Genomic DNA, 25,555 nt, shown 5'->3' on the forward strand with positions numbered 1-25,555 from the left:
TTATTAATAATTATACTTATTACAAATTTAATGAAAAAACTAACCTGATGAAAAAAGTAGGCTTTAATATTTGGTAATAATTCAAAAATTCTCCAAAGTTTTTTATAATTTGGAGAATCTAGAAATATAATTAATTATGGGCCTATCTTATAATTTAAATTTACCTAATCCGACCAATAAATTCAATGCAACGATAAGATTTCCTTTTTTCTCATATTCACCCTCAAAATTTCTTCCAAACGAGAAGGTAAGTCTTTGGTTTTTGGCGACTTCATATTCAAAATTAAGAACGTATTTCCAGGATGATTGATAATCAGATTTATTTAAAATACTTCTGTATATACATTCTCCGCTCATAAGAAATCTTTCGTTGGCCAATTTGAGAACAAGCCTGGACCCTACATCTAAAGTACTCAGGTTTTCTTTTTTCAATTCGGGATTTGCTAAGGGTGAATCTGGATTATATAAATATCTGGCCATGAAAATTAATGTTGAAGGATGGTTTTTCCAATTATATCCACCGGTAAGCCAAGCTCCTACTTTTGTTATTTGTGTATTATTAAATTTATTATTTCTAAAATCTAAAACTGTTCCCATTGACATATCGAGAAAATAACCGTAGCGCTCCAGTTTTATATTTTGAGCTATTTTTGTTATTTCAAGTATTTTCACCTCTTCTTCTTTGTTATCGAGGTTATCGAGTATTTTCAAATAATTCTCTTTTTTAACTCTGATTTCTTCGACCTGTCTCTCTAAATCCTTATATTCCTGCGTGTCTCTTTTACTAGCATCTTCTAAAAGTCTTTTCTTCTGCAAAAGAGATTTATTGATTCTATCAAGCTCTCTTAGAACCTCACTGCCTTCACTCCTGATAATTCTTTGCTCTTCTATGAATTGATGAACACCATGAATTTTATCCATTGCTTTCATAGTCTCATCACTAAATTCACCTCTCTTAATGGAGAACTTTATACCAAAGCCCAGCCTCGATTTTTCTTCAATATTCAGATCCTCATCTTCCGCTATCCCTTTAAAAGCAAGAGAAGTCACAAATGTCTGCTTAAAAGTGGTAGAAAAGTTGGTATTGGTTCGTAAATCCTGGTATTTCCCATTCAGTTTAAATGGAACCAGGTCGATCGCGAATGAAGTTGGCAAACTAGAAAAGTTGCTCGTCCCTTCTCTTAGGGAAACCATGATGCTTTTCAGATCAGTAGGTTTTTCAATATCAGAATTAGCAATCCCCAAAAGGTTGGCTCCTGGCGATGCTTGGGCTCTTAACACGTCTAAATCAATCCCTTTTTCTTCCTGTCCGGAATAAAAATGAGAAAATAATATGAGCATTAATATAAAACTCAATTTTAATGTTTTCATGATGATTTTAGTAAAAGGTTATATGATGTGTATAAAATGACACTCCGCCTTCATTCTTAACTTCAGAAATGTGAGTATCATCATAAATAGTTTTCCCGGCTTGTCTGATCTTTACAGTCAGAATCGTTTTATTGCTCTCTGTGCTTATATCCTGTATCATAGATTCTATACTCAGGACATTTCCGATTAGTTCATTACATGTCCCAATTAAAATATTATCTGTGGATACATTAATAGATTTGCTTGGTTGACTGGTTCTTAACACTTTAAAAGTAGAAGTTCCTAACTGTCCTTCACCCCCAAAATAGATTGAAACTGTAACCGACGATTCATCATTTGGAAGTCTTAAATTTTTAACGGCAACATATCTGTTGTCATTATCCTTTACAGCAGATAAAACACTACCCGTCTGTAGTTCCATAATTTTCAAATTAAGTAATTGGGCTTGAGTATTACTAATTTTTGCTGATTGATCTTTTTTAGTTTTCATGGTCATTAGTTTTTTTAGTTTATTACTCAAAGTTCCATTTAAAAAGCCTAGCTGTCAATTACCCAAACGGGTGATTATAACAACAAAAAAGCACCACTTTGTAAGGGGTGCTGATTATATAAAGTTTCTTTATCTAAATGGTTGTTCTAAAAAGAATCTGAGTTCCCGGTCCTTCTTTTAAGATAAGACATTCTCCGTTATGTTCCTGCATTCTTCTTTTCATATTTCTGAGACCGTTTCCTTCGGAATGTCCTTCTGATATTCCCAAGCCGTCATCTGAAATTCGCATATAAAAGACATTCTTTTCCTGAGAGAAAGAGAGCTTCAATGAACGTGCGTGGCTGTGCTTATAAGCATTATTAATGGCTTCCTTTAAGCATAAAAACAGATTCCGCCGCAGTTCGGTAGAAATGGAGGTGTCTGATATGACATCTATACTTTCCGACCATAATTTGATTTTTGTCCTTTTTAGAAAGCCATCTGCATACTGTATGGCATAATCTATAAAGCTTCCGAGTGTATCATTCCCAGAGTTAAGACTCCACAGCATTTCCCGCATAGAGAGGTTCATTTCTTCTGAGGTTTTAAGAAGTTCGTCTATATCACTTTGAAGATTATCGTCTTTGGCTTTCTGTTTCAGAAATTCTGCCTGAAGCTTTAGTGCTGAGATACCTGCCCCGAGATCGTCATGCATATCGTGGGAGATGCGTTCACGCTCGTGTTCTATGGACTTTTGCTTTTCGAGTTCTTTCTGGAGGAGCTGGTTTTGCTGTTCAATATTTAACTGTTTTTCTTTCAAATAAAGAATCTGCTTTTTATTATACATTAATACAACAAAAATTATAAATACTGCAAAGACCAATATTAGGATAAATGCAGTAACATATATAAATTTTATTTCAAATGGAAGTTCTTTCATTTTTTACACAGTAAACCTTTAACAAAAATAAAATAAGAAATAACAGTAATAATTTGGAAAGTTATTTTCAGCATATAAGAAAATTCTATATCTGTTTTAACAAAAATGTACATAGGAAACATTCTAAAAATATAGAACACAGCCCAAAGTAATAAAGAACTGCTAAACCAAAAAAAGCCAAAATGCAAAATATTATCTTCTCTATTTTTATTTGATATTTTCATATAAAACCAGAATAAAGAAATAAAAATTAAAAAAATGGAGTAAAGAAATCCCGTAATAATAGAATAGTTTGTATTAGAAATCAAAATAAAGAATATTCCTCCTAAACAGCTAATGATAGTAATCAATTTAATGGTTTTACTATGATCAATTTCTTTGAAATAAAGGTATCCAAAATAACAAATGCAAAATAAGTCTAAATAATTATAAATCCGTGTAGTAATAAAATCAACTTTAAATGTTACCATCAACTCAACAAGAATTGTAATTCCAAAATAAAGCCAAAAAAATTGTTTCCATAGATTTCTAAAACCAATGGAAACAATAAAACATATTACTATAATTACATAGTACAGATAGTCTAAAAAGTTCATTTAGCAGTTTGAATTATCCGGAGGAGGGCAAAGACCATTTCTATCATAAACAGATTCTTTTTCAAATGGTGTTCTTCCTTCTTCAGTATGGTGTTCTGAGGTCATCAAAAATGTCAATCTATGAATATGCTTAACTTTAATACATTGATCGTCATCATCCGGATATTGTAAATAATCATTATGAAGATAAATAACAGGATAAAAAGCAATAACAGAATTTGCAGTCCCCCCACAAGCATTAATAAAATTTTCATACATTGTTCTTCCCAAAATAAATCTTCTAGTATTTTTGGCATTAGGATCCTGAGTTTCATGGACAATATATTTATCAAGTAATGACTTTAGGCCTGAGTCATATCTTGTCCGGTATTCTTCAAATTCTATTCGTGATAAACATTTTTTTCTGGGAGTGTTACTTATAAGTTGATATGTATCTTCATTCTCATTCATGGTTAAGAATACCAATCCTAAAGTACTATCCTCACCTAAATAGATTTTTGTCTTATTAGTAGTGCTATCATGAAAAAGATCTTGGGCGACTTCTTTCGCAATTTCAATTGATGGTAAATATTTTCGCTCCATACCATCTAAACCTGTATATCTATCCCTCCAATTTAATATAACTGCAGAATCAACCTCACCAGAGTCAGACATACTGTTATCCGGACAGGTATCACTTTTAAGTATCCTCACAGTATAATCAGCACTTACGTCTTCTTGTCTGCTAATTTTAAAATCACTGAAATCAAATGCTTCTGATCTCTCAATAAAACCCAGTTCTTCAATCATTTTATCACAAAACTCTTTTATCACATTCAGCTCACTTTCATTTATCTCATGATAATGAACAAGTTGGGAGATTCTCCCTAAAATTGCGTCTAATTCAATGTTTGTTCCCATAATCTCTTAGTTTTTAAAATGGTTAAATTTATTAATAGCTTCCACCTTATTACTGACATGCAGCTTTCGGTAGATGTTTCCTACGTGTTTTTTTACGGTGTCGATGCTGATGAACTTTTGATCGGCTATTTCTTTATAGAGAAGCCCTTGTGAAAGAAGCCCCAGAATTTCCTTTTCGCGCTCAGTGAGTTCGTCGAAATCTTTATTTTCCGGAAGCTTTCTTTCGAAGTGGCCCAATACTCGGCGGGCGATAGACAGACTCATCGGGGCCCCGCCATTGTATACATCTCTAATAGAAGAAAGAATCTTATCCATGCTTTCCCCTTTGATGAGATAGCCCATAGCGCCTGCTTTTAAGGAATTGAAGATCTTTTCATCATCTTCGAAACTGGTACACATGATGAACTGTGTATTAGCCATTTCTTTTCTGAGTTTTTCAATAATTTCAATACCCAGCATGTCCTGCAGCTGAATATCCATCATGACTACATCCGGAGAAAAAGAAGAAAGATTCTTAAGGGCATCATTCCCATCAAAGAACTGGGCAACGACTTTCATGTCATCCTGGTAATTGATGACTTTCTTCAACGCATTGTTGTAGTTCTTTTCGTCTTCTACTATGGCGATGGAAATGCTCATTGTTTTTTTTTAAGACAAATTTCGTAAGAAAACAAGGCAGAATCAATTACACTTTTGTGTAATTTTGAGACTTGAGTTCAGGGTTATTGGTTTGTTTTTTGTTTCTATTAAATTTAGTTAAATTTCTATTACAATAGAAAAACAATTAACCCTACCCATTAAAAAATAAATATCATGAGAAAAAGCCTTTTAATAGCAGTTTCAGCTGTGGCATTATTATTAACAAGCTGCAAAAAAAGTGAAAGCGGAAACAAAAGTGTAATCAAGGTGGACAGTTCTGAAACTGTAATCACAGACCAAAACGGGAAAGTTGATTCTGTAACTCAAAGTTCTTCAACTATTGAAGTGAATGGGCAAAAAACAGATTTTGTTTATAAAGCTACAGACGGAACATTGGTAAAAGTAGTGTTCAAAAATGATCCTAAAGAAAGTAATGTTGCTATCACCAGCAACAAAAAGACTTTCACATTACCTAAAACGGAAACAAAAAATGGCGAAATCATCTATAAGAAAGATGATATGACTGCGAGGGTAAAAGGCGACAGCCTTCATCTTGAACAGGGAAATAATGTCATTGAGTTGAAAAGAACGAAAATCTAAACAAAAAAACCATCCAGATTCTGGATGGTTTTCTATGTATATCTGAGAATATATTATTCTGCAGTTTTGTCCTCTGTAGAATCTGTTGTTTCTGCCTTAGGCTCTTCAACTTTTTCCTCTACTTTAGGAGCATCAGCAACTACAGCTTCTTTTTTAGCAGTTGTAGCTCTTCTACTTCTTCTAGTAGTCTTTTTCTCTTCAGCATTAGGATTATAAAGTTCGTTGAAATCAACTAGCTCGATAAGAGCCATGTCAGCAGCATCACCTTGTCTGAAACCAGTCTTGATGATTCTTGTATACCCGCCGTTTCTTTCCGCGATTTTAGGAGCTACTGATCTGAAAAGTTCAGTAACTGCTTCTTTATTTTGAAGATATGAAAAAACAATTCTTCTATTGTGTGTAGTATCTTCTTTTGCCTTTGTTAATAGAGGTTCAACATATACTCTTAAAGCTTTAGCTTTAGCTACAGTAGTGTTGATTCTTTTATGCTCAATTAGAGAACAAGCCATATTAGAAAGTAAAGCACTTCTATGAGAAGCTGTTCTTCCTAAGTGATTGAATTTTTTACCGTGTCTCATTATTAATTATTTATCAGCGTCTAACTTATATTTTGCAACGTCGAAACCGAAGTTAAGACCTTTTGAATGCACTAATTCTTCTAGTTCCGTCAAAGATTTTTTACCAAAATTTCTGAATTTCATCAAATCAGACTTACTGTAAGAAACGAGCTCTCCAAGAGTTTCTACTTCAGCTGCTTTTAGACAGTTAAGGGCTCTTACTGAAAGATCCATATCTGCTAATTTAGACTTAAGTAACTGTCTTGTGTGAAGTGTTTCTTCATCGTATTGGATAGATGCTTTTACAGCTTCTGTTTCAAGAGTGATTCTCTCATCAGAGAACAACATGAAGTGATAAATTAATATCTTAGAAGCTTCTGTTAAAGCATTTTGAGGACTGATAGATCCATCAGTTTCTATATCTAATACAAGTTTTTCGTAGTCTGTTTTTTGCTCTACACGATAATTTTCAATGCTGTATTGTACTTTCTTAATTGGTGTGAAAATAGAGTCAATAGCAATAGTACCTACCGGTGCATTGTTTGACTTATTTTGTTCTGAAGGAACATACCCTCTACCTTTTTCAATATTGAAAGTAATTTCGAAAGTTACATCACTGTTTAGGTTGCAAATCAAAAGATCCGGGTTTAACACCTCAAATCCGTTGACAGACTTTCCTAAATCACCAGCAGTAATAACGGTTTGACCGGAAACTTTAGCAATTACCTGCTCGTTGGCCTGGCCTTCTGCTGAAGCTTTTAATCTTACCTGCTTAAGGTTAAGAATGATTTCGGTAACGTCTTCGATTACTCCTGGAATAGTTGAAAATTCGTGCTCTACACCTTCTATTTTGATAGATGAAATAGCATATCCTTCCAGAGAAGAAAGCAACACTCTTCTCAAAGCATTACCGATAGTAAGCCCGAAACCTGGTTCTAATGGTCTGAATTCGAATTGACCTTTAAATTCATCAGAGTTAAGTAAAATTACTTTATCGGGTTTTATGAATTGTAAAATTGCCATATTATTGGGTTGAGCAAAAATTTGATTAAAAAATTATTTAGAGTAAAGTTCGACGATAAGCTGTTCCTTGATGTCCTCCGGAATCTGGATTCTTTCAGGAGCAGAAACGAAAGTACCTTCTTTCTTCTCATCGTTGAATTGTAACCACTCATAATTAGCTTTAGAAGCTAATGAATCAGTAACAACCTCAAGAGACTTAGATTTCTCTCTTACAGCGATCACATCACCTGCTTTAACTAAATAAGAAGGAATGTTAAGGATCTCCCCATTCACAGTGATGTGTCTGTGAGAAGTTAACTGTCTAGCAGCAGATCTTGTTTTAGCAAAACCTAATCTGTATACTACGTTATCCAATCTTGATTCACAAAGCTGTAATAGAACTTCACCTGTTACACCTTTACTTCTGTGTGCTTTTTCGAATAAATTTGCAAACTGTCTTTCTAAAATACCGTAAGTATATTTAGCTTTTTGCTTTTCAGCTAACTGAACTGCATATTCAGATTTCTTAGCACCTCTTCTTTTGTTAGGACCGTGTTGTCCTGGCGGTTGGTTTTTTCTTCTTTCGAAGTTTTTGTCATCTCCGTAGATTGCAGCACCAAACTTTCTCGCAATCTTAGTTTTAGGACCAATATATCTTGCCATAATGGATAAATTCTAAAAATTAAACTCTTCTTCTTTTTGGTGGTCTACATCCATTATGTGGCATAGGAGTCACATCAATGATTTCGCTAACTTCAATACCTGAATTGTGAATTGTTCTGATCGCAGATTCTCTACCTGCACCAGGACCTTTCACATACACCTTTACTCTTCTTAATCCAGCTTCATGAGCTACGTTAGAGCAATTTTCAGCTGCCATTTGAGCAGCAAAAGGAGTGTTCTTTTTAGAACCTCTGAATCCCATTTTACCGGCAGAAGCCCAAGAGATAACTTCTCCGCTTTTATTTGTTAAAGAAATGATGATGTTATTGAAAGAAGCTTGAATATGCGCTTCACCAATAGCTTCAACTTTTACTTTTCTTTTTTTAACTACTTTACTTTGTTTTGCCATAATTCCTAACGATTATTTACTTGCCTTTTTCTTGTTAGCAACTGTTTTTCTCTTTCCTTTTCGGGTTCTAGAGTTGTTTTTCGTTCTCTGGCCTCTTAAAGGTAATCCTAGTCTGTGACGTATTCCTCGTTGGCATCCTATGTCCATCAATCTCTTGATGTTCAATTGCACTTCAGATCTTAATTCTCCTTCAACTTTTACGTTTTCAGAGATATGTGTTCTGATTGCAGCCAATTCATCGTCATTCCATTCGTTGACTTTCTTGTCTTCGCTGATACCGGCAGCTTTAAGGATTTCAGAAGAAGTACTTCTTCCAACTCCGTAGATGTAAGTTAAACCGATAACACCTCTTTTGTTTTTTGGTAAATCAATACCTGCAATTCTCGCCATAATTTAATGTTAGCCTTGTCTTTGTTTAAATTTTGGGTTCTTCTTGTTGATTACGAATAGCACACCTTTTCTGCGTACAATCTTGCAATCAGCGCTTCTTTTTTTAATTGATGCTCTAACTTTCATTTGAAATATTTATTTTTTTTACTGACCAATGGAATCTTAAGATTTCATTTTGATAGTATTTATTTTTCAACAAGAGCCAAACGGAACCTACATTCCATTTGGCGTTTGTTTTAATATCTAAATGTGATCCTCCCTTTTGATAAGTCATAGGGAGACATTTCTAGTTTTACCTTGTCTCCAGGTAAAAGTTTAATATAATGCATTCTCATTTTACCGGAAATGTGAGCAATAAGTATATGCCCATTCTCCAGCTCTACACGGAACTGGGCGTTCGAAAGTGCTTCCGTAATAACGCCGTCTTGTTCAATATGTTTTTGTTTCGCCATAAATTAGTATCCAGTCGTTCTTGATAATTTAGACTGCATTAAGCCATCATAATGATGATTCAGCAGATAAGTATTAATCTGTTGAACGGTATCTAAAATAACTCCAACCATAATCAATAGTGATGTTCCCCCGAAAAATAGGGCGAACGCATCTGTCTGAACAAAGCTTCCATGCACTATTGCTGGAAGGACTGCAAAGATAGATAAAAATATTGCACCTGGCAAGGTTATTTTTGATAAAATATCATCTAAATAATCAGCTGTTTCTTTACCGGGTCTTACTTTCGGTACTAAACCTCCATTTCTCTTCAAATCATCAGCCATTTGGTTTACCGGAATAGTAATTGCAGTATAGAAAAATGAGAATATAATAATTAATAGCGCGAACAATACGTTGTACTGCCAACTAAAAACATTCTTGAAACCTGCAAGAAAAGTATTGGACTCATCGAATTTCGTCAATAATCCTGGTACGAACATCAATGCCTGAGCAAAGATAATCGGCATTACACCAGCAGCATTCACTTTCAATGGGATCCACTGTCTTGCTCCCTGCATAAGATTTCTGTTTACACCTCCTCTTGCTTGAGCTCTGCTTACATACTGAATTGGAATTTTCCTAACAGCAACAGATAATACCACTGCTAAAAGAACTACCAACATCCAGAATATTACTTCAATAAGGATCATAATAGATCCCATTCCTCCTTTTCCGTTCTGCACGGCCATTTCCTGAACGAATGCTTCAGGTAATCTAGACAGAATCCCCACCATAATAAGGATGGAAATACCGTTTCCGATACCTTTGTCGGTGATTTTCTCACCCAACCACATTGCGAATACTGAACCAGCAACCAAGATTACAATACTTGGTAACCAGAACATGATAGAATTTGGCTCTACATAGTATGCAGAAGAGAACTGAGCATATGGTAAAAATAATTGAGTAATAGACGTTAAATAAGAAGGGGCCTGTACTAAACAAACTCCGATCGTTAACCATCTAGTAATTTGATTCAATGTATTTCTACCTGACTCTCCATCCTTCTGAAGTTTCTGAAGATAAGGAATAGCCATTCCCATCAACTGAACAATAATAGAAGCAGAAATATAAGGCATGATTCCTAACGCCATTACGGAAGCGTGGCTGAAAGCTCCCCCCGTAAACGACGAAAGCAAGCCAAGGAGACCTGCTCCTTGCTTGTTACCGCCTTGATTTTTATAATGCTCTAAGAGATCTCCCACCTCTGCAAGGTTAATTGCAGGAAGCGAGATATAAGATGCGAATCTATACACAAGGATAATACCTAACGTAAAGAGAATTTTATCTCTTAATTCCTTTAGGCTCCAAATATTCTTAAGGGTTTGTATAAATTCTTTCATTAGTAAGTATTATAAGGTAATTGCTTTTCCACCTGCTTTAGCAATAAGCTCTTCAGCAGATTTAGTGAATTTGTCAGCAGAGATTGAAACCGCAGATTTCAATTCTCCTCTACCCATAATTTTCACTAATTCGTTTTTAGAAACTAAACCGTTTTCTACTAAAACTTCTTTCGTGATATCTCCAGTGATGGATTTGTTCTCGATTAAAATTTGAATAGTATCAAGGTTTACTCCTCTAAACTCTTTTCTGTTTACGTTTTTGAAACCGAATTTAGGTAATCTTCTTTGTAAAGGCATCTGTCCACCTTCGAAACCGATTTTCTGAGAATAACCAGCTCTAGCTTTCTGACCTTTATGTCCTTTCGTAGAAGTACCTCCTTTTCCTGTACCTTGTCCTCTACCAATTCTTTTAGAGTTGTGAGTTGCACCTGCAGCAGGTCTTATGTTGTTTAAATTCATCTTAATTTTTGTTTTAAAATTATTTTTGAACTTCAAGTAAATGACTAACTGCAGCTATCATTCCTAAAATAGAAGGCGTAGCTTCGTGTTCTACAACTTGGTGAAGTTTCTTAAATCCTAATGCTTCAAGCGTTCTCTTTTGGGTTTTTGTTCTTCCAATAGCGCTTCTTACTTGCTTTACTTTGATTGTTGCCATTGTTCTAATATTAACCGTTAAACACTTTACTTAGAGAAACTCCTCTCATTCTAGCGATCTCTTCAGGTCTTCTGATATCCAATAACGCTTTGAAAGTAGCTTTCACCACGTTGTGAGGGTTAGAAGATCCTTTAGATTTTGAAAGGATATCATGAATACCAGCAGACTCTAATACCGCTCTTACCGCACCACCGGCGATAAGTCCTGTACCGTGAGAAGCAGGTCTCAAGAAGATATCTGCACCACCGTATCTAGCAGTAGTCTGGTGAGGGATAGTGTGGTTCATTACAGGAACTTTCACAAGGTTTTTCTTAGCATCTTCAACTGCTTTAGCAATTGCAGAAGCAACTTCCTTAGATTTTCCTAAACCGTGACCGATTATTCCATCTTCATTACCTACTACAACAATAGCAGAAAATCCGAAAGCTCTACCTCCTTTGGTTACTTTTGTTACTCTGTTAACAGCTACGAGACGATCTTTTAATTCTAATCCTCCCGGTTTTACTCTTTCTATATTATCTAGTCCTAACATATTTCCGAAATTTTAATGATTAGAATTTAAGTCCTCCTTCTCTCGCCCCATCAGCTAGAGCTTTCACTCTTCCGTGGTATACGAATCCGTTTCTGTCAAATACAATCTGTTCAATTCCTGCAGCGATAGCTTTGGCAGCGATAGCTTTACCAACAGCAGCAGAAACTTCAGTCTTAGTACCATTAGCATCTACACTTTTCTCTCTAGAAGAAGCGCAAACTAAAGTTGTACCATTTTTATCGTCGATTAACTGAGCGTAAATTTCCTTATTACTTTTATATACAGATAATCTTGGCAATTCAGAAGATCCAGAGATTTTTCCTCTTACTCTTCTTTTGATTCTTATTCTTTTTTCTAATTTACTTAATGCCATAATACTTATAATTTATTAAGCAGATTTACCAGCTTTACGTCTAACAATTTCTCCCAGGAATCTTACACCTTTTCCTTTGTAAGGCTCAGGCTTTCTGAAAGAACGGATCTTTGCAGCTACCATTCCTAGAAGTTGGTTGTCATGAGACGCTAAAGTAATAATTGGGTTTTTACCTTTTTCAGTCAATGTATCTACTTTTACTTCGCTAGGAAGTTCTAATACAATACCGTGAGAGAATCCTAAAGCTAACTCAAGTTTTTGACCTGTGTGTGAAGCTCTGTATCCTACCCCTACTAGTTCTAGTTTCTTTTCGAAACCTTTTTCAACACCAACAATCATATTGTTGATCAACGCTCTGTATAAACCGTGAAGCGCCTTGTGTTGTTTAGACTCAGATGGTCTGCTTACTGTAAGCACGCCATCGTTCTGTTCTAAAGTAATTCCTGCTGTAAGCTCCTGAGAAAGTTCTCCTTTAGGACCTTTTACCGTTACAACACTGTTATTTTCAGTGACTGTAATTCCAGCTGGAATTGTTATAATTGCTTTACCAATTCTTGACATTTTCCTCTGATTAAAAATTAATAAACATAGCAGATTACTTCACCGCCTACTTTTTCTTCTCTAGCCTTCTTGTCAGTCATTACTCCTTTAGAAGTAGAGATAACAGCTATACCCAAACCGTTCAGTACTCTTGGAAGTTCAGTAGAACCTTTGTACTGTCTTAAACCTGGTCTAGAAGCTCTTTGAATAGACTTGATAGCCGGTTTGTTAGTTTGCTTGTCATACTTTAAAGCGATTTTGATCGTACCTTGAATAGCGCTATCTTCAAACTTAAAGTTTAAGATATACCCTTGATCAAATAAGATCTTAGTAATCTCCTTTTTGATTTTCGATGCAGGAATCTCCACCACTTTGTGGCCTGCGCTTTGTGCGTTCCTTACTCTTGTTAGGAAATCTGAAATTGGATCTGTTACCATTTTTCTTTTTAAATTATTGGTTAAAGACAATCAGTATTGAAGGGACTTGAAGATCAAAATATCAGACTTCAGAAAAACTTGGGTCTGATATTTTTATTCTCTAGTATCCAGACAACTTAATTGTCCCGATTAATTAGTAATTATTACCAACTAGCTTTTTTCACTCCCGGAATAAGACCGTTGTTGGCCATTTCACGGAAAGTTACTCTAGAAAGACCGAAGGTTCTCATGTAACCTCTTGGTCTACCTGTTAGTTTACATCTGTTGTGTAATCTTACAGGAGAAGCATTTTTAGGTAATTTCTGCAATCCTGCATAATCACCAGCTTCTTTTAAAGCTTTTCTTTTGTCAGCGTATTTAGCAACTAGTGCTTCTCTTTTGCGCTCACGCGCTTTCATTGATTCTTTAGCCATTTCTTAGTTCTTTTTAAATGGTAAACCGAAGTGAGTTAATAATGCTTTCGCTTCTTTATCTGTTTTCGCACTTGTTACGAAAGTGATGTCCATCCCTTGGATTTTTTTCACTTTGTCAATTACGATCTCAGGAAAGATAATCTGCTCAGTAATACCTAAGTTGTAGTTACCTCTACCATCGAACCCGTCTGCTTTGATACCAGAGAAATCTCTGATACGTGGTAAAGCAGAAGAAGTAAGTCTGTCTAAGAATTCATACATTTTATGAGCTCTCAATGTTACTTTAGCACCTACAGGCATACCTTTTCTCAATTTGAAAGCCGCTTCGTCTTTCTTAGAGATAGTACCTACTGCTTTCTGACCAGTAATCATTGTTAATTCTTCTACAGCATAATCAATGATTTTCTTGTCTGCAGTGGCATCACCTAACCCTTGAGATAGGATGATTTTTTCCAATTTAGGTACCTGCATTACAGATTTGTAGCCAAATTCTTCCATCATTGCAGGAACAATTTTCTCTCTGTATATATTTTTGGGTCTTGCTATAAATTCCATGTGTTAATTCAAATTATAAAGTTTCACCCGTTTTTTTATCGATTCTCACTTTCTTATCTCCCTCGATTTTGTAACCGATTTTGACAGCTTTTCCGTCTTTACCAACTAAAGCTATGTTTGAGATATGAATAGAAGCTTCCTTTTCAGTGATTCCACCTTGAGGGTTAGAAGCTGAAGGCTTAACGTGTTTTTTAACGATGTTAAGACCTGCAACGATAACTCTAGGATCTTTTCCTTCTTTTTTGATCACTTCAATAACTTCACCTGTTTTACCTTTGATATCTTTCTTACCAGTAGTAATGATGACGTTATCTCCTCTTTTTATTTTTAACTTTGACATTTTCTTTTAAAAATTTTTAAAATTAAAGTACTTCAGGAGCTAATGAAATGATTTTCATATATTCTTTGTCTCTCAACTCGCGAGCAACAGGTCCGAAAACACGTGTTCCTCTCATTTCTCCCGCTGCGTTTAGTAATACACAAGCATTGTCTTCAAATTTGATGTATGAACCATCTTTTCTTCTAACTGCTTTTTTTGTTCTTACTACTACTGCTTTAGATACCTGACCTTTTTTAGCATTTCCTGAAGGTGTAGAATCCTTGATAGTAACAACGATTTTATCACCAACTGAAGCATATCTTCTTCTGGTTCCTCCCAGAACTCTGATAACTAGCACTTCTTTTGCACCTGTGTTATCAGCAACTTTTAATCTTGATTCTGTTTGTAACATTATTACTTAGCTTTTTCAATGATTCTTACTAATCTCCATCTCTTGCTCTTGCTCAAAGGTCTAGTTTCTTGGATAAGAACTGTATCTCCCTCTGTGCATTCGTTGTTCTCGTCGTGTGCAGTATATTTTTTCGTTTTCAAAACGAATTTACCGTACATCGGGTGTTTCACTCTAGTAGTCTCACTTACAACAATGGTCTTTTCCATTTTATTGCTGGAAACTATTCCGATTCTTTCTTTTCTTAAGTTTCTTTCCATAATGTATGAAAATCTTATTGTTGTTTAGTGGTTAACTCAGTGTTTAGTCTAGCGATCGATCTTCTCAAATCTCTGATTTGAATCGGGTTTTCAATTGGACTGATCTTGTGAGCCAATTTCAGTTTTGAATATTGAGTTGTTAATTCAGCAAGTTTTGCTTGAATATCACCCGCGCTTAAATTTTTAATATCAGCTTGTTTCATTGTATCAAAGATTATAGAGGTTTAACAAAATCGTTAGCAACTACGAATTTAGTAACTACCGGTAATTTTTGTGCAGCAAGTCTTAAAGCTTCCTTAGCAATCTCGTAAGATACACCTCCGATTTCGAACATGATCTTACCTGGTTTCACTACAGCTACCCAATATTCCACAGCACCTTTACCTTTACCCATACGTACTTCAGCTGGTTTCTTAGTAATTGGCTTATCCGGGAATATTTTGATCCATAGTTGGCCTTCTCTCTTCATATATCTTGTCGCAGCGATACGAGCAGCTTCAATTTGTCTTGCAGTGATCCAAGCACCTTCTATAGCTTTGATTCCAAATGTTCCGTATGCCAGTTGATTACCTCTTTGAGCAATCCCCTTCATCTTCATCTTGTGAACTCTACGGAATTTGGTTCTTTTTGGTTGTAACATAATTTCTAAATTTTAGATTTTAGATTTTAGATTTTAGATTTTTTATATTTTAAAAAAGTAACGGTAATTTAAAATTCAAAATTTCTAACCTAAAATTTTTAATTATTATTGTTATTATTGTTATTATTCTTTCTAGGTCTTCTGTTATCTCTGTCTCCACCTCTGTTTCCGCCTCCTGAAGGACCTCCTTTCTTCTGTTGTCCCACTAGTGGGGAAAGTTCTCTTTTACCGTAAACTTCTCCTTTCATGATCCAAACTTTCACTCCTAGTCTACCATAAGTAGTGTGAGCTTCAGCCCAGTGATAATCGATATCAGCTCTGAAAGTAGACAAAGGAATTCTTCCGTCTTTGAAAGATTCGCTTCTTGCCATTTCAGCACCGTTCAATCTACCAGAGATTTGAACTTTGATACCTTCAGCACCCATTCTCATTGTACTAGCAATTGCCATTTTAACAGCTCTTCTGTAAGAGATTCTGTTTTCAATTTGCTTAGAGATGCTGTCAGCCACTAATACTGCATCAAGTTCAGGTCTTTTGATTTCGAAAATGTTGATTTGAATATCCTTACCTGTAAGTTTCTTCAATTCTTCTTTTAATTTATCAACTTCCTGACCTCCTTTACCGATGATAAGTCCCGGTCTAGCAGTAGTAATAGTTACTGTAACTAATTTTAAAGTTCTTTCAATATAAATTTTTGAAATACCACCTTTAGATAATCTAGCTTCAAGATATCTTCTGATTTTGTAGTCTTCAGCGATTCTGTCTCCATAATCTTTACCACCAAACCAGTTAGAATCCCATCCTCTGATTATACCTAATCTGTTACCAATTGGATTTGTCTTCTGTCCCATACCTTGATTAATTTTCTTTATTACCTAAGATTAATGTAATGTGGTTTGATCTTTTTCTGATTCTATACCCTCTACCTTGTGGAGCTGGTCTTAGTCTCTTCAATTGTCTTGCACTGTCTACAAAAATTTCTTTAACGATAAGATTAGCTTCTTCGATATCAGCACCTTCGTTTTTAGCTTGCCAGTTGGCCATTGCTGAAAGTAAGACTTTTTCTAACTTGTTAGAAGCGTCTTTTTTAGAATATTTTAGGATGTATAAAGCTTTGTCTACTTCTACTCCTCTGATGATATCAGCTACTAATCTCATCTTTCTTGGAGAAGAAGGGCAATCGTTATGTAATGCTTTTACTACATCTTGATTTGTCAATTTACGTGCTAATGCACTTTCTCTTTTTCTTGATCCCATGATTATCTACTTCCTTTGTTTTTATTACCACCATGACCTCTGAAAGATCTTGTTGGAGAAAATTCGCCTAACTTGTGACCAACCATGTTTTCTGTAACATAAACAGGGATAAAAGATTTCCCGTTGTGTACAGCAATAGTTTGTCCTACGAAGTCTGGAGAGATCATAGACGCTCTAGACCAAGTTTTGATAACTGTCTTCTTACCAGACTCTATGTTTGTCTGAACCTTCTTATCTAAAGTATGATGAATGAATGGTCCTTTTTTAAGTGATCTTGCCATAATTATTTACGTTTAGATATGATATGACGGTTAGACGCTTTGTTTTTCTTTCTGGTTTTGTAACCTTTAGCAGGCATACCATTTCTAGATCTTGGGTGACCTCCAGAAGAACGACCTTCACCACCTCCCATTGGGTGATCTACAGGGTTCATTACTACTGGTCTAGTTCTAGGTCTTCTACCTAACCATCTGCTTCTACCAGCCTTACCTGAAACAGTTAACTGATGATCAGAGTTAGAAACAGATCCAATCATTGCATAACATTCAGTAAGGATCATTCTAGATTCTCCTGAAGGCAATTTGATGATGGCATATTTTCCGTCTCTTGAAGTTAATTGAGCTGAAGAACCAGCACTTCTTGCTAAAATTGCACCTTGTCCAGGTTTCATTTCAACACAAGAAATAACAGTACCCAATGGAATGTTTTTCAATTTCATTGCGTTACCGATGTTCGGTTCTACGCTTTCACCTGAAACTACCTTTTGATCTACTTTGATACCGTTTGGAGCGATGATATATCTCTTCTCTCCGTCTGCGTACTCTAATAAAGCGATAAATGCAGTTCTGTTTGGATCATATTCTACAGTTTTTACCGTTGCTTCAACATCATGCTTGTTTCTTTTGAAGTCGATAATTCTGTATTTCTTTTTGTGTCCACCTCCGGTGTAACGCATGGTCATTTTACCAGTTTGGTTACGTCCACCTGACTTACTAATACCAACGGTTAGAGACTTCTCTGGTTTGTTGGTAGTAATTTCCTCAAAATTGTTTACAATTCTGAATCTCTGTCCTGGGGTGATAGGTTTTAATTTTCTAACAGACATTACTATTATTTATAATTAATAATTAATTTACAGCAAAAATATCGATTACTTCCCCTTCAGAAAGAGTGATAACCGCTTTTTTCAATTTGTTTGTCTTTCCTACTTGAAGACCTTTCTTAGTATGCTTTGAAGAAACTTTAGGCGCATAAATCATGGTTCTAACGTCTGCTACTTTCACACCGTAAGCTTGTTCTATCGCTTTTTTAATCTGGATTTTATTCGCCCTAGGATCAACTAAGAAAGAATAAGCACCTCTTAAATCTGTAAGATAGTTTGCTTTCTCTGAAATAACTGGTTTAATAATAAGTGACATGATTTATTTCTTTAAATTTTCCTGGAATTTTTCAACTGCACCTTCTAAGAATACGATCTCACCTGCATTCATTAAGTCATATGAACTAATTTCGTTAAAGTTCATTACTTTAGTTTTAGGTAAGTTTCTTGAAGATAAATACACATTCTTGTTAGCTTCAGGAAGAACGAATAAAGATTTTTTATCGTTCAATGCCAATGCATTTAGGATAGTGATGAAATCTTTAGTTTTAGGAGCGTTTAAGCTCATATCTTCCATTACTCTGATGCTGTTATCTCTCATTTTCTGAGATAAAACAGATTTTTTAGCCAATCTCTTAAGAGCTTTGTTCAATTTGAATCTGTAGTCTCTTGGTTTTGGTCCAAATACTCTACCTCCACCTCTGAAAGTTGGAGATTTGATATCACCATATCTAGCAGAACCTGATCCTTTTTGCTTCTTAAGTTTCTTGGTAGAAGCAGTAATTTCGCTTCTCTCCTTTGATTTATGAGTCCCTTGTCTTTGTGCAGCAAGGTACTGTTTAACTTCTAGGTAAACCGCGTGCTGATTTGGCTCAATTCCGAATACTGATTCGTCTAGAGTTACTTTTCTTCCGGTCTCCTTTCCTGATGTATTTAATACTACTAGTTCCATTTTCTGATAATTACATAAGAATTTTTAGCTCCCGGAACAGCACCTTTTACTACTAAAAGATTTTGTTCTTGATCCACTTTTAATACTTGAAGGTTTTGTACAGTTACCTGCTTACCTCCCATTCTACCCGCCATTCTCATTCCTTTAAATACTCTTGAAGGATCCGATCCAGCACCGATAGAACCTGGAGCTCTAAGTCTGTTGTGCTGACCATGAGTAGCTTGCATTACACCTCCAAAGCCATGTCTTTTAACAACACCTTGGAAACCTTTACCTTTAGAAGTACCTGTTACGTCAACAAATTCACCTTCAGCGAATAAGTCAACTTTTACTTCTTCTCCTACTTTTACCTCGTCTACGAATTCTCTGTAGAATTCTACCAACTTAGCTTTAGGAGCAGAACCAGCCTTTTTGAAATGGCCAGCTAACGCTTTACCTACGTTCTTTTCACTCTTGTCATCGAAACCTAACTGAACTGACTTGTAGCCGTCCTTTTCTATGGTTCTGACCTGTAAAACCGAGCATGGACCAGCTTGAATAACTGTACAAGGAATGTTTTTTCCTTCTTCGTTAAACAAAGACGTCATACCGATTTTTTTACCAATAATACCTGACATTGTTTATGTTATAATAAAATTTATCTTTCTATTTCCACATTTTTAGGAGGTCTGAAGTAATTTCTACTTTTGATATAGGCATACTACGCCCCTAAAATGGAGTGTGCAAATTTATGAATATTTTTAGAACTGACAAATATTTCGAGTAAAATATTTTGATTTTTAATCATTTAGATGATTTTGAAAAAAATCCGGATGAAATTTTCAGAGAAATTATTTTGTTTAAAAAAAAGAGAAATTAACAAGAAGTTTATTTTACAATCACCGAAACCCCAATTTCTTCCAATCCCACTTTATCTTCATCACAAATACCATTGTCTGTAATCAGATAATCTATTTTATCCAACGGAGCGATCTTTCCGAATCCTTTTTTATTCAGTTTCGAAGAATCACCCAGAATGACCACTTTTTCGGAACATTCTATCATCAGCTGATTCAAATGAGCTTCCGCAGCATTAGAAGTACTGATCCCAAACTCCAAATCGATCCCATCTACTCCAAGAAAGAGCTTATTGCAGGAAAACTGTCTGAGGATGGTTTCCGAAATAGATCCTACAATAGATGTAGAACTCTTCCTCACCTCTCCCCCAAGCTGAATGATGTTAATATTAGGATTATTACAGAGCTCAAGAGCAACCCTTAAAGAAGAAGTAAGAACAGTAAGCGGTCCAAAATTCACCAGCATTCTCGCAAGATAATGCATCGTTGTACCGGAAGCCAGAATAATACAGTCATTCTCCTGAATAAGCTGCAAAGCCGCTTTCGCAATATTCTGTTTGGCTTCTACATTGATGTTTTCTTTTTCATCCACATTCCTTTCATATGCATATCTTACATGCTTACTGGCTCCTCCATGATTTCGGAAAAGCAATCCTAAGCTTTCGAGATAGTTCAGATCCTTTCGAACCGTAACCGACGAAACATTCAGCTTCTCGCACAGGTCCTGTACAAGAACATGCCCCTTTTCATCAAGTTCTTTTAATATATCATCGTGCCTGGGTATCAACTTTTCCATTCTGATTCTTTCATCAAAAATACCATTTTTTTCCGAGACCGATAAAATTTCATTTATTTTCTTTTTAGTTTCATTTTTAATTTATACATTTGAAAACGAAACATAAACGAAACATTTATGAAACGAAACGAAGAAATTAGTAAATTGACCAATGTAGAGGAATGGGACTTTATTGTCATCGGAGGTGGAGCCAGTGGTCTGGGCTCAGCATTAGATGCAGCCAGCAGAGGATTTAAAACCTTGCTCCTTGAGTCCCACGATTTTGCCAAAGCAACATCCAGCCGAAGCACAAAACTGGTACACGGTGGCGTAAGATATCTGGCGCAGGGAGATGTGGGACTTGTAAAAGAAGCCCTGAAAGAAAGAGGACTTTTGGCCCAAAATGCGGCACACGTAGTCAAAAACCAGTCATTTATTATCCCTAATTATACCTGGTGGGGAGGAATCTATTATAAAATAGGATTATCTATCTACGATTTTCTGGCAGGAAAGCTTAGTCTCGGAAAAACAAAATACATCAGCAAGTCTAAAACTATTGAAAAGCTGCCGACTATTGAACAGCACAACCTCGCAAGCGGTGTGGTGTATCAGGACGGACAGTTTGATGACGCAAGATTAGCGATCAACCTATCCCAGACTCTGATCGAAAAGGGAGGAAGTGCCGTTAATTATATGAAAGTAACCGGACTTCTGAAAAATGATTCCGGAAAAATAAATGGAGTAAAAGCAGAAGATCAGTTTTCAAACCAGCAATATGAACTCCGTGCGAAAGCAGTGATCAATGCAACAGGGGTATTCACGAATGACATTCTGAATATGAATAATCCTAAGCATGGTAAATTTGTAGTCCCGAGCCAGGGTATCCATTTGGTACTGGATAAATCTTTCCTGAAAAGTGATGATGCCATCATGATTCCTAAAACATCAGACGGAAGAGTTCTCTTTGTTGTCCCTTGGCACGACAGAGCATTGGTAGGAACTACAGACACCCTTTTGGAAAACCCCAGCTTTGAACCCCACGCTCTGGAATCTGAAATTAATTTTGTTTTAAATACCGCAAGACAATATTTAGCCAAGAAACCAACAAGAGAAGATGTAAAATCGATGTTCGCAGGATTACGACCGCTAGCCGCTCCAAAAGAAGGAGGCAAAAGCACCAAAGAAGTTTCCCGAAGTCATAAAGTCATTACTTCCGATACCGGACTCGTTTCCATCATCGGAGGAAAATGGACTACCTACCGTAAAATGGCAGAAGATACCATTGACAAAGCTGTAGAGATCCTTCATTTAAACGGAGGACCTTCTCAAACAGAAAACCTGTCTATTCATGGGAATATGAAAGCAGAACTCGTTGACCGCAGCAGCCATCTTTATGTATACGGATCAGATATCCCTGCCATAAAATCGTTACAAAAAAGCAACCCCAAATATGCTCAGAAAATCCATCCGGATCACGGTTTCACGATTGCAGAAGCAGTTTGGGCTTTGAGACATGAAATGGCAGAAACTATAGAAGACATTCTCGCCCGAAGAGTCCGACTCTTATTTTTAGATGCAAGAGCTGCGATCGACAGCGCTCATACCATTGCACAGCTTATTGCCACAGAAAAAGGATATTCTCAGGAATGGGCCAACAAACAGGAAAAAGAATTTATTGAATTAGCACAAGGGTATTTATTAACCCCTTACTCTCCCAAAACTATTACTCATAATTAAAACTTTGCAGTATGAAGGAAAAATTGATTCTCGCTTTAGATCAGGGTACAACTTCTTCTAGAGCTATTTTATTCAATCACAGCGGAGCTATCGAATATATCTCCCAGAAAAATTTTGAACAGATCTACCCTACTCCGGGCTGGGTAGAGCATGATCCCAACGAAATATGGTCATCCCAAATATCGGTTGCCGCAGAAATTATTGCCAAAGCCGGAATTTCCGGACTGGAAGTAGCAGCCATCGGGATCACCAATCAACGTGAAACAACGGTCGTCTGGGATAAAGAAACAGGTGAGCCTATTTATAATGCTATTGTATGGCAGGACAGAAGGACTTCAAAATACTGTGACGAATTAAAAGAACAGGGCCACGCTGAAACAATCAAAGAAAAAACAGGGCTTGTTCTGGATGCTTACTTCTCCGCTACCAAATTAAAATGGATTCTGGACAACGTAAAAGGGGCCAGGGAAAAAGCAGCAGAAGGCAAGCTATGTTTCGGAACAGTAGACACATGGCTTGTATGGAAACTTACCCGTGGAAAAATGTTCATCACCGATGTTTCCAATGCCAGCAGAACAATGCTTCTGAACATTCATACTTTAGAATGGGATCAGGATCTTCTGGATCTATTTGATATTCCAAGGTCTGTCCTTCCTGAAGTAAAGCAGAGCAGCGAAATCTACGGTGAGACAGCAACCACTTTATTTTCAACCAAAATTCCAATTGCAGGAATTGCAGGAGATCAGCAGGCTGCTTTATTCGGACAGATGTGCATCACTCCCGGAATGGTAAAGAACACCTACGGAACCGGATGTTTCTTATTGATGAATACAGGAACGGAAGCCGTTTCCTCTAAAAACAACCTGTTAACAACTGTTGCATGGAAGATCAATGGAGAAGTAAACTATGCCCTTGAAGGAAGTGTATTTGTAGGTGGCGCAGCCATACAGTGGCTGAGAGACGGACTGAAACTTATTCATACATCAGAAGAAGTAAATGATCTGGCAGCAAGTGTTGAAGATAACGGAGGTGTTTATTTTGTACCAGCCCTTACAGGATTGGGAGCACCGTATTGGGATCAGTATGCAAGAGGAACTATTGTAGGGGTAACCCGCGGAACAACCAATGGACATATCGCAAGAGCTACTCTGGAAGGAATAGCATTTCAGGTGTATGATATCGTAAAATCCATGGAAGCAGATTCAGGAAGACCAAGTCTGGAACTCAGAGTAGATGGAGGAGCTTCTGCAAGCGATCTTCTGATGCAAATCCAGTCTGACCTTTTCGGATTCAAGATCACAAGACCAAAAACACTTGAGACCACTGCTTTAGGAGCAGCCTATCTTGCCGGTTTGGCAGTAGGATATTGGAAGGACATCAATGAAATACAATCTCAATGGGTTGTAGACGAGGATTTCCATCCAAAAGTGGATAAAGAAAAAGCCGATAATATGATCCATTTCTGGAACAAAGCTGTGAAGCGTTCTCAAAGCTGGATCGAAGATTAAATCCTTAAATAAAAAAACTACTCATGACCCCATTTACCGCAGAACTCGTAGGAACAATGCTTCTTATATTATTAGGCAACGGCGTTGTAGCAAATGTTGTCTTAAAGGATACTAAAGGAAATAATTCAGGATGGATCGTCATTACGACCGCCTGGGCACTGGCTGTTTTCGTAGGCGTCACGGTTGCCGGGCCGGCAAGTGGCGCCCATCTGAATCCAGCTGTAACGATAGGGCTGGCTGTTGCCGGAAAATTTTCATGGGACCTGGTTCCATCTTATATTGCCGCACAGCTGCTTGGTGGAATGCTTGGAGCCTTTCTTGTCTGGCTCTTTAACAAAGACCATTTCGCGATTACAGAAGATGAAGGTGCTAAACTGGCATGTTTCAGTACCGGACCCGCGATCAGGAATACTTTTTCAAATCTGATCAGTGAGATCATCGGGACTTTTGTCCTGGTATTTGTCATCTTTCATTTTTCAGATCCCAGTATTTCGCTGAATGCAGATCCAACCGCTAAAGTAGGACTTGGTTCCGTTGGAGCACTTCCTGTAACCTTACTGGTTTGGGCCATTGGTTTATCTTTAGGCGGAACCACCGGGTATGCCATCAATCCGGCCAGAGATCTAGCCCCTAGAATCATGCATGCTATACTTCCTGTAAAAGGCAGCAGTGACTGGGGATATGCCTGGATTCCAGTTGTAGGACCTATCCTGGGCTGTATTATTGCAGCCATTCTCTATGGAATAATACATTAAAAAATACGCGATGAAAATTTTAAAAATTGCATGCCTGATCATTTTAGGCACAGGAAAACTATTCTCTCAGGAGAACGAGGAAACTCCAAAGAGCAACAGATTGGATTTTACTGCAAATATTCAAAATAACCACTTGTGGAGAGGATTGATTATTACAGATAAACCCGTAGTGATGGGAAATCTATCTTACGCTTTAGATTCTGAAAAAAAATGGAAGGTTGGGATCTGGGGCGCTTCGGCATTAGCTGATGACAAAGATGGTACTCATTATAAGGAGATCAATTATTACATTCAATACTCCCATAACCGTTTTTATATTGGACTATGGGATCTGTATAACTCAAGAAATATTAATACTGCCGTTGCTGCAGATGATATTTTCAGTTATTCACAGAGAAGAACAGCTCATATTATTGATCTGAGGACCAATTATACTTTCGGACCTTCTTTCCCAATTAATATTGAAGCGGACATTATGTTGTATGGCGGGGCGAATGCAGGAGAAGTCGTTTTAGAGAATGACGGAAGCTATAAAAAGAACAAATATTCTACCTATATTCAGGCCAGTTATCCGGTGATTGCCGGAGAGAAGGTTAACCTGGATGCTTTTGTGGGTGCCGGATTTGCTCTGAACGACCGATATTTTCTTTATGGAAATGGTAAAAACAGCTTCGATATTGTCAACGTTGGTGTAAAAGCTGGTAAAACTGTCAAAATTACGGAGCATTACAGCCTTCCGGTTTCTATGATGGCGATGTGGAATCCTTCCAATAAATATGCAAGAATTCAGCTGGCTGCAACTGTTTTCTAATCGGAATTATAACTCACTTACAAAAAGACCACTCCACTTCGGAGTGGTTTTTCTGATTTTGTACTGATTGAAAGATTAACACAAAAGTTTTTATTTTAATCTTGAGTATTCCTAATTTCAAATAAATTTCCAATAACATAAGCTGATATCTGAATATTTTTTAAAACATTAAGATTAATAAGGAGATAAGGGTAATTAAGAAAAAATCAAATGATTTTTTTCAGCTGCACTTCTTAAAGCGAAGCTCACCTTAATATTCTTAAAAACTTAATAAAGCTTAATGGTTTAAGTATTCACAAATATCATCAGGTCCTTATTAAC

The 25,555-nt window shown here is 36.5% G+C and carries 39 protein-coding genes; 5 read left to right on the forward strand and 34 right to left on the reverse strand.

The annotated features are described in order from the left end of the window. Positions 1-147: 147 nt before the first annotated feature. From HHL23_RS19060 to HHL23_RS19080, 5 genes are all read right to left on the reverse strand, one after another. Positions 148-1,341, reverse strand: coding sequence for a hypothetical protein (locus HHL23_RS19060; protein WP_169236357.1), 1,194 nt, complete (start codon positions 1,339-1,341; stop codon positions 148-150). Between the two features lie 37 nt (positions 1,342-1,378). Continuing rightward, complete coding sequence (locus HHL23_RS19065; RefSeq protein WP_169236358.1) at positions 1,379-1,792, reverse strand: hypothetical protein; 414 nt, start codon at positions 1,790-1,792, stop codon at positions 1,379-1,381. A 202-nt stretch (positions 1,793-1,994) separates the two neighbouring features. After that, on the reverse strand, positions 1,995-2,780 hold the full coding sequence (locus HHL23_RS19070; RefSeq protein WP_169236359.1) for a sensor histidine kinase: 786 nt from the start codon (positions 2,778-2,780) through the stop codon (positions 1,995-1,997). Between the two features lie 596 nt (positions 2,781-3,376). Next, positions 3,377-4,276, reverse strand: a complete 900-nt coding sequence (locus HHL23_RS19075) for a hypothetical protein (RefSeq protein ID WP_169236360.1) — start codon at positions 4,274-4,276, stop codon at positions 3,377-3,379. 6 nt (positions 4,277-4,282) lie between these two features. After that, a complete protein-coding gene (locus HHL23_RS19080) occupies positions 4,283-4,915 on the reverse strand; it encodes a response regulator (protein ID WP_169236361.1) in 633 nt (210 codons plus the stop codon). A 174-nt stretch (positions 4,916-5,089) separates the two neighbouring features. Here HHL23_RS19080 and HHL23_RS19085 point away from each other — a divergent pair, with 174 nt between their 5' ends. Next, positions 5,090-5,515, forward strand: coding sequence for a hypothetical protein (locus HHL23_RS19085; RefSeq protein WP_169236362.1), 426 nt, complete (start codon positions 5,090-5,092; stop codon positions 5,513-5,515). 53 nt (positions 5,516-5,568) lie between these two features. On the opposite strand, the gene rplQ is transcribed toward HHL23_RS19085, so the two are convergent. The 29 genes from rplQ to HHL23_RS19230 all read right to left on the reverse strand — a co-directional run bounded on the left by rplQ (position 5,569) and on the right by HHL23_RS19230 (position 20,444). After that, positions 5,569-6,093, reverse strand: coding sequence for a 50S ribosomal protein L17 (gene rplQ / locus HHL23_RS19090; RefSeq protein ID WP_169236363.1), 525 nt, complete (start codon positions 6,091-6,093; stop codon positions 5,569-5,571). A 6-nt stretch (positions 6,094-6,099) separates the two neighbouring features. Continuing rightward, a complete protein-coding gene (locus HHL23_RS19095; protein WP_169236364.1) occupies positions 6,100-7,095 on the reverse strand; it encodes a DNA-directed RNA polymerase subunit alpha in 996 nt (331 codons plus the stop codon). A 33-nt stretch (positions 7,096-7,128) separates the two neighbouring features. Further along, positions 7,129-7,737 carry a 30S ribosomal protein S4 gene (gene rpsD, locus HHL23_RS19100; RefSeq protein ID WP_034702881.1) on the reverse strand — a complete coding sequence of 203 codons (609 nt, stop codon included), beginning with the start codon at positions 7,735-7,737 and terminating at the stop codon, positions 7,129-7,131. A 19-nt stretch (positions 7,738-7,756) separates the two neighbouring features. Further along, positions 7,757-8,146: a 30S ribosomal protein S11 gene (rpsK, locus tag HHL23_RS19105; RefSeq protein WP_034702879.1), complete on the reverse strand. Its 390-nt coding sequence runs from the start codon at positions 8,144-8,146 to the stop codon at positions 7,757-7,759. A gap of 12 nt (positions 8,147-8,158) precedes the next feature. Further along, positions 8,159-8,536 (reverse strand): 30S ribosomal protein S13, encoded by a 378-nt coding sequence (gene rpsM / locus HHL23_RS19110; RefSeq protein WP_169236365.1) that lies wholly within the window; start codon positions 8,534-8,536, stop codon positions 8,159-8,161. A gap of 9 nt (positions 8,537-8,545) precedes the next feature. Next, positions 8,546-8,662: a 50S ribosomal protein L36 gene (rpmJ, locus tag HHL23_RS19115; protein ID WP_007839480.1), complete on the reverse strand. Its 117-nt coding sequence runs from the start codon at positions 8,660-8,662 to the stop codon at positions 8,546-8,548. Positions 8,663-8,772: 110 nt separating this feature from the next. Further along, positions 8,773-8,988 (reverse strand): translation initiation factor IF-1, encoded by a 216-nt coding sequence (gene infA / locus HHL23_RS19120; RefSeq protein ID WP_027381317.1) that lies wholly within the window; start codon positions 8,986-8,988, stop codon positions 8,773-8,775. Between the two features lie 3 nt (positions 8,989-8,991). Beyond that, complete coding sequence (gene secY / locus HHL23_RS19125; protein WP_034725974.1) at positions 8,992-10,371, reverse strand: preprotein translocase subunit SecY; 1,380 nt, start codon at positions 10,369-10,371, stop codon at positions 8,992-8,994. 9 nt (positions 10,372-10,380) lie between these two features. After that, positions 10,381-10,830: a 50S ribosomal protein L15 gene (gene rplO / locus HHL23_RS19130; protein ID WP_169236366.1), complete on the reverse strand. Its 450-nt coding sequence runs from the start codon at positions 10,828-10,830 to the stop codon at positions 10,381-10,383. Between the two features lie 19 nt (positions 10,831-10,849). Beyond that, complete coding sequence (gene rpmD / locus HHL23_RS19135; protein WP_007839493.1) at positions 10,850-11,026, reverse strand: 50S ribosomal protein L30; 177 nt, start codon at positions 11,024-11,026, stop codon at positions 10,850-10,852. Between the two features lie 10 nt (positions 11,027-11,036). Then, positions 11,037-11,558: a 30S ribosomal protein S5 gene (gene rpsE / locus HHL23_RS19140; RefSeq protein WP_169236367.1), complete on the reverse strand. Its 522-nt coding sequence runs from the start codon at positions 11,556-11,558 to the stop codon at positions 11,037-11,039. Between the two features lie 19 nt (positions 11,559-11,577). After that, entirely contained in the window at positions 11,578-11,931 is a 354-nt protein-coding gene (gene rplR, locus HHL23_RS19145) for a 50S ribosomal protein L18 (protein ID WP_169236368.1), read from the reverse strand. A gap of 15 nt (positions 11,932-11,946) precedes the next feature. Then, positions 11,947-12,492 (reverse strand): 50S ribosomal protein L6, encoded by a 546-nt coding sequence (gene rplF / locus HHL23_RS19150; RefSeq protein WP_169236369.1) that lies wholly within the window; start codon positions 12,490-12,492, stop codon positions 11,947-11,949. Between the two features lie 17 nt (positions 12,493-12,509). Beyond that, positions 12,510-12,908, reverse strand: coding sequence for a 30S ribosomal protein S8 (rpsH, locus tag HHL23_RS19155; RefSeq protein ID WP_169236370.1), 399 nt, complete (start codon positions 12,906-12,908; stop codon positions 12,510-12,512). Between the two features lie 143 nt (positions 12,909-13,051). Further along, positions 13,052-13,321, reverse strand: a complete 270-nt coding sequence (rpsN, locus tag HHL23_RS19160; protein ID WP_169236371.1) for a 30S ribosomal protein S14 — start codon at positions 13,319-13,321, stop codon at positions 13,052-13,054. A gap of 3 nt (positions 13,322-13,324) precedes the next feature. After that, positions 13,325-13,876, reverse strand: coding sequence for a 50S ribosomal protein L5 (gene rplE, locus HHL23_RS19165; protein WP_034738769.1), 552 nt, complete (start codon positions 13,874-13,876; stop codon positions 13,325-13,327). A gap of 13 nt (positions 13,877-13,889) precedes the next feature. Continuing rightward, positions 13,890-14,216: a 50S ribosomal protein L24 gene (gene rplX, locus HHL23_RS19170; RefSeq protein WP_169236372.1), complete on the reverse strand. Its 327-nt coding sequence runs from the start codon at positions 14,214-14,216 to the stop codon at positions 13,890-13,892. A gap of 22 nt (positions 14,217-14,238) precedes the next feature. After that, positions 14,239-14,607, reverse strand: coding sequence for a 50S ribosomal protein L14 (rplN, locus tag HHL23_RS19175; RefSeq protein WP_007839504.1), 369 nt, complete (start codon positions 14,605-14,607; stop codon positions 14,239-14,241). Between the two features lie 2 nt (positions 14,608-14,609). After that, a complete protein-coding gene (gene rpsQ / locus HHL23_RS19180) occupies positions 14,610-14,867 on the reverse strand; it encodes a 30S ribosomal protein S17 (RefSeq protein WP_053073319.1) in 258 nt (85 codons plus the stop codon). A gap of 11 nt (positions 14,868-14,878) precedes the next feature. After that, positions 14,879-15,067 (reverse strand): 50S ribosomal protein L29, encoded by a 189-nt coding sequence (gene rpmC / locus HHL23_RS19185; protein WP_034738775.1) that lies wholly within the window; start codon positions 15,065-15,067, stop codon positions 14,879-14,881. Positions 15,068-15,078: 11 nt separating this feature from the next. Continuing rightward, entirely contained in the window at positions 15,079-15,504 is a 426-nt protein-coding gene (gene rplP, locus HHL23_RS19190) for a 50S ribosomal protein L16 (RefSeq protein ID WP_034738777.1), read from the reverse strand. A gap of 98 nt (positions 15,505-15,602) precedes the next feature. Next, positions 15,603-16,355, reverse strand: coding sequence for a 30S ribosomal protein S3 (gene rpsC / locus HHL23_RS19195; protein ID WP_073330050.1), 753 nt, complete (start codon positions 16,353-16,355; stop codon positions 15,603-15,605). A 7-nt stretch (positions 16,356-16,362) separates the two neighbouring features. After that, the gene (rplV, locus tag HHL23_RS19200) at positions 16,363-16,761 is read right to left on the reverse strand and encodes a 50S ribosomal protein L22 (RefSeq protein WP_034702853.1); all 399 of its coding nucleotides are present in this window, start codon (positions 16,759-16,761) and stop codon (positions 16,363-16,365) included. A 2-nt stretch (positions 16,762-16,763) separates the two neighbouring features. Next, on the reverse strand, positions 16,764-17,042 hold the full coding sequence (rpsS, locus tag HHL23_RS19205; protein ID WP_034702850.1) for a 30S ribosomal protein S19: 279 nt from the start codon (positions 17,040-17,042) through the stop codon (positions 16,764-16,766). A gap of 2 nt (positions 17,043-17,044) precedes the next feature. Further along, on the reverse strand, positions 17,045-17,866 hold the full coding sequence (rplB, locus tag HHL23_RS19210; protein ID WP_034702846.1) for a 50S ribosomal protein L2: 822 nt from the start codon (positions 17,864-17,866) through the stop codon (positions 17,045-17,047). A 22-nt stretch (positions 17,867-17,888) separates the two neighbouring features. Continuing rightward, on the reverse strand, positions 17,889-18,179 hold the full coding sequence (gene rplW / locus HHL23_RS19215) for a 50S ribosomal protein L23 (RefSeq protein WP_073330053.1): 291 nt from the start codon (positions 18,177-18,179) through the stop codon (positions 17,889-17,891). Positions 18,180-18,182: 3 nt separating this feature from the next. Continuing rightward, a complete protein-coding gene (rplD, locus tag HHL23_RS19220; RefSeq protein WP_111957081.1) occupies positions 18,183-18,812 on the reverse strand; it encodes a 50S ribosomal protein L4 in 630 nt (209 codons plus the stop codon). Continuing rightward, the gene (rplC, locus tag HHL23_RS19225; RefSeq protein ID WP_034738787.1) at positions 18,803-19,429 is read right to left on the reverse strand and encodes a 50S ribosomal protein L3; all 627 of its coding nucleotides are present in this window, start codon (positions 19,427-19,429) and stop codon (positions 18,803-18,805) included. The genes rplD and rplC overlap by 10 nt, the downstream gene beginning before the upstream one ends. Positions 19,430-19,679: 250 nt before the next feature. Continuing rightward, positions 19,680-20,444 (reverse strand): DeoR/GlpR family DNA-binding transcription regulator, encoded by a 765-nt coding sequence (locus HHL23_RS19230; RefSeq protein WP_169236373.1) that lies wholly within the window; start codon positions 20,442-20,444, stop codon positions 19,680-19,682. 117 nt (positions 20,445-20,561) lie between these two features. Between HHL23_RS19230 and HHL23_RS19235 the strand changes: the two genes are divergently transcribed. Genes HHL23_RS19235 through HHL23_RS19250 form a run of 4 tightly spaced genes read left to right on the forward strand, consistent with a single transcriptional unit; the run spans position 20,562 to position 25,234 of the window. Then, positions 20,562-22,160 (forward strand): glycerol-3-phosphate dehydrogenase/oxidase, encoded by a 1,599-nt coding sequence (locus tag HHL23_RS19235; protein ID WP_169236374.1) that lies wholly within the window; start codon positions 20,562-20,564, stop codon positions 22,158-22,160. Positions 22,161-22,171: 11 nt separating this feature from the next. Beyond that, a complete protein-coding gene (glpK, locus tag HHL23_RS19240) occupies positions 22,172-23,668 on the forward strand; it encodes a glycerol kinase GlpK (RefSeq protein ID WP_169236375.1) in 1,497 nt (498 codons plus the stop codon). Positions 23,669-23,691: 23 nt separating this feature from the next. Beyond that, positions 23,692-24,423: an MIP/aquaporin family protein gene (locus tag HHL23_RS19245; protein ID WP_169236376.1), complete on the forward strand. Its 732-nt coding sequence runs from the start codon at positions 23,692-23,694 to the stop codon at positions 24,421-24,423. Positions 24,424-24,433: 10 nt separating this feature from the next. Continuing rightward, on the forward strand, positions 24,434-25,234 hold the full coding sequence (locus HHL23_RS19250; RefSeq protein WP_169236377.1) for a hypothetical protein: 801 nt from the start codon (positions 24,434-24,436) through the stop codon (positions 25,232-25,234). Positions 25,235-25,555: the final 321 nt, after the last annotated feature.

Origin of the sequence: Chryseobacterium antibioticum (genome assembly GCF_012927325.1) — a bacterium.
GTDB lineage: Bacteria > Bacteroidota > Bacteroidia > Flavobacteriales > Weeksellaceae > Chryseobacterium > Chryseobacterium antibioticum.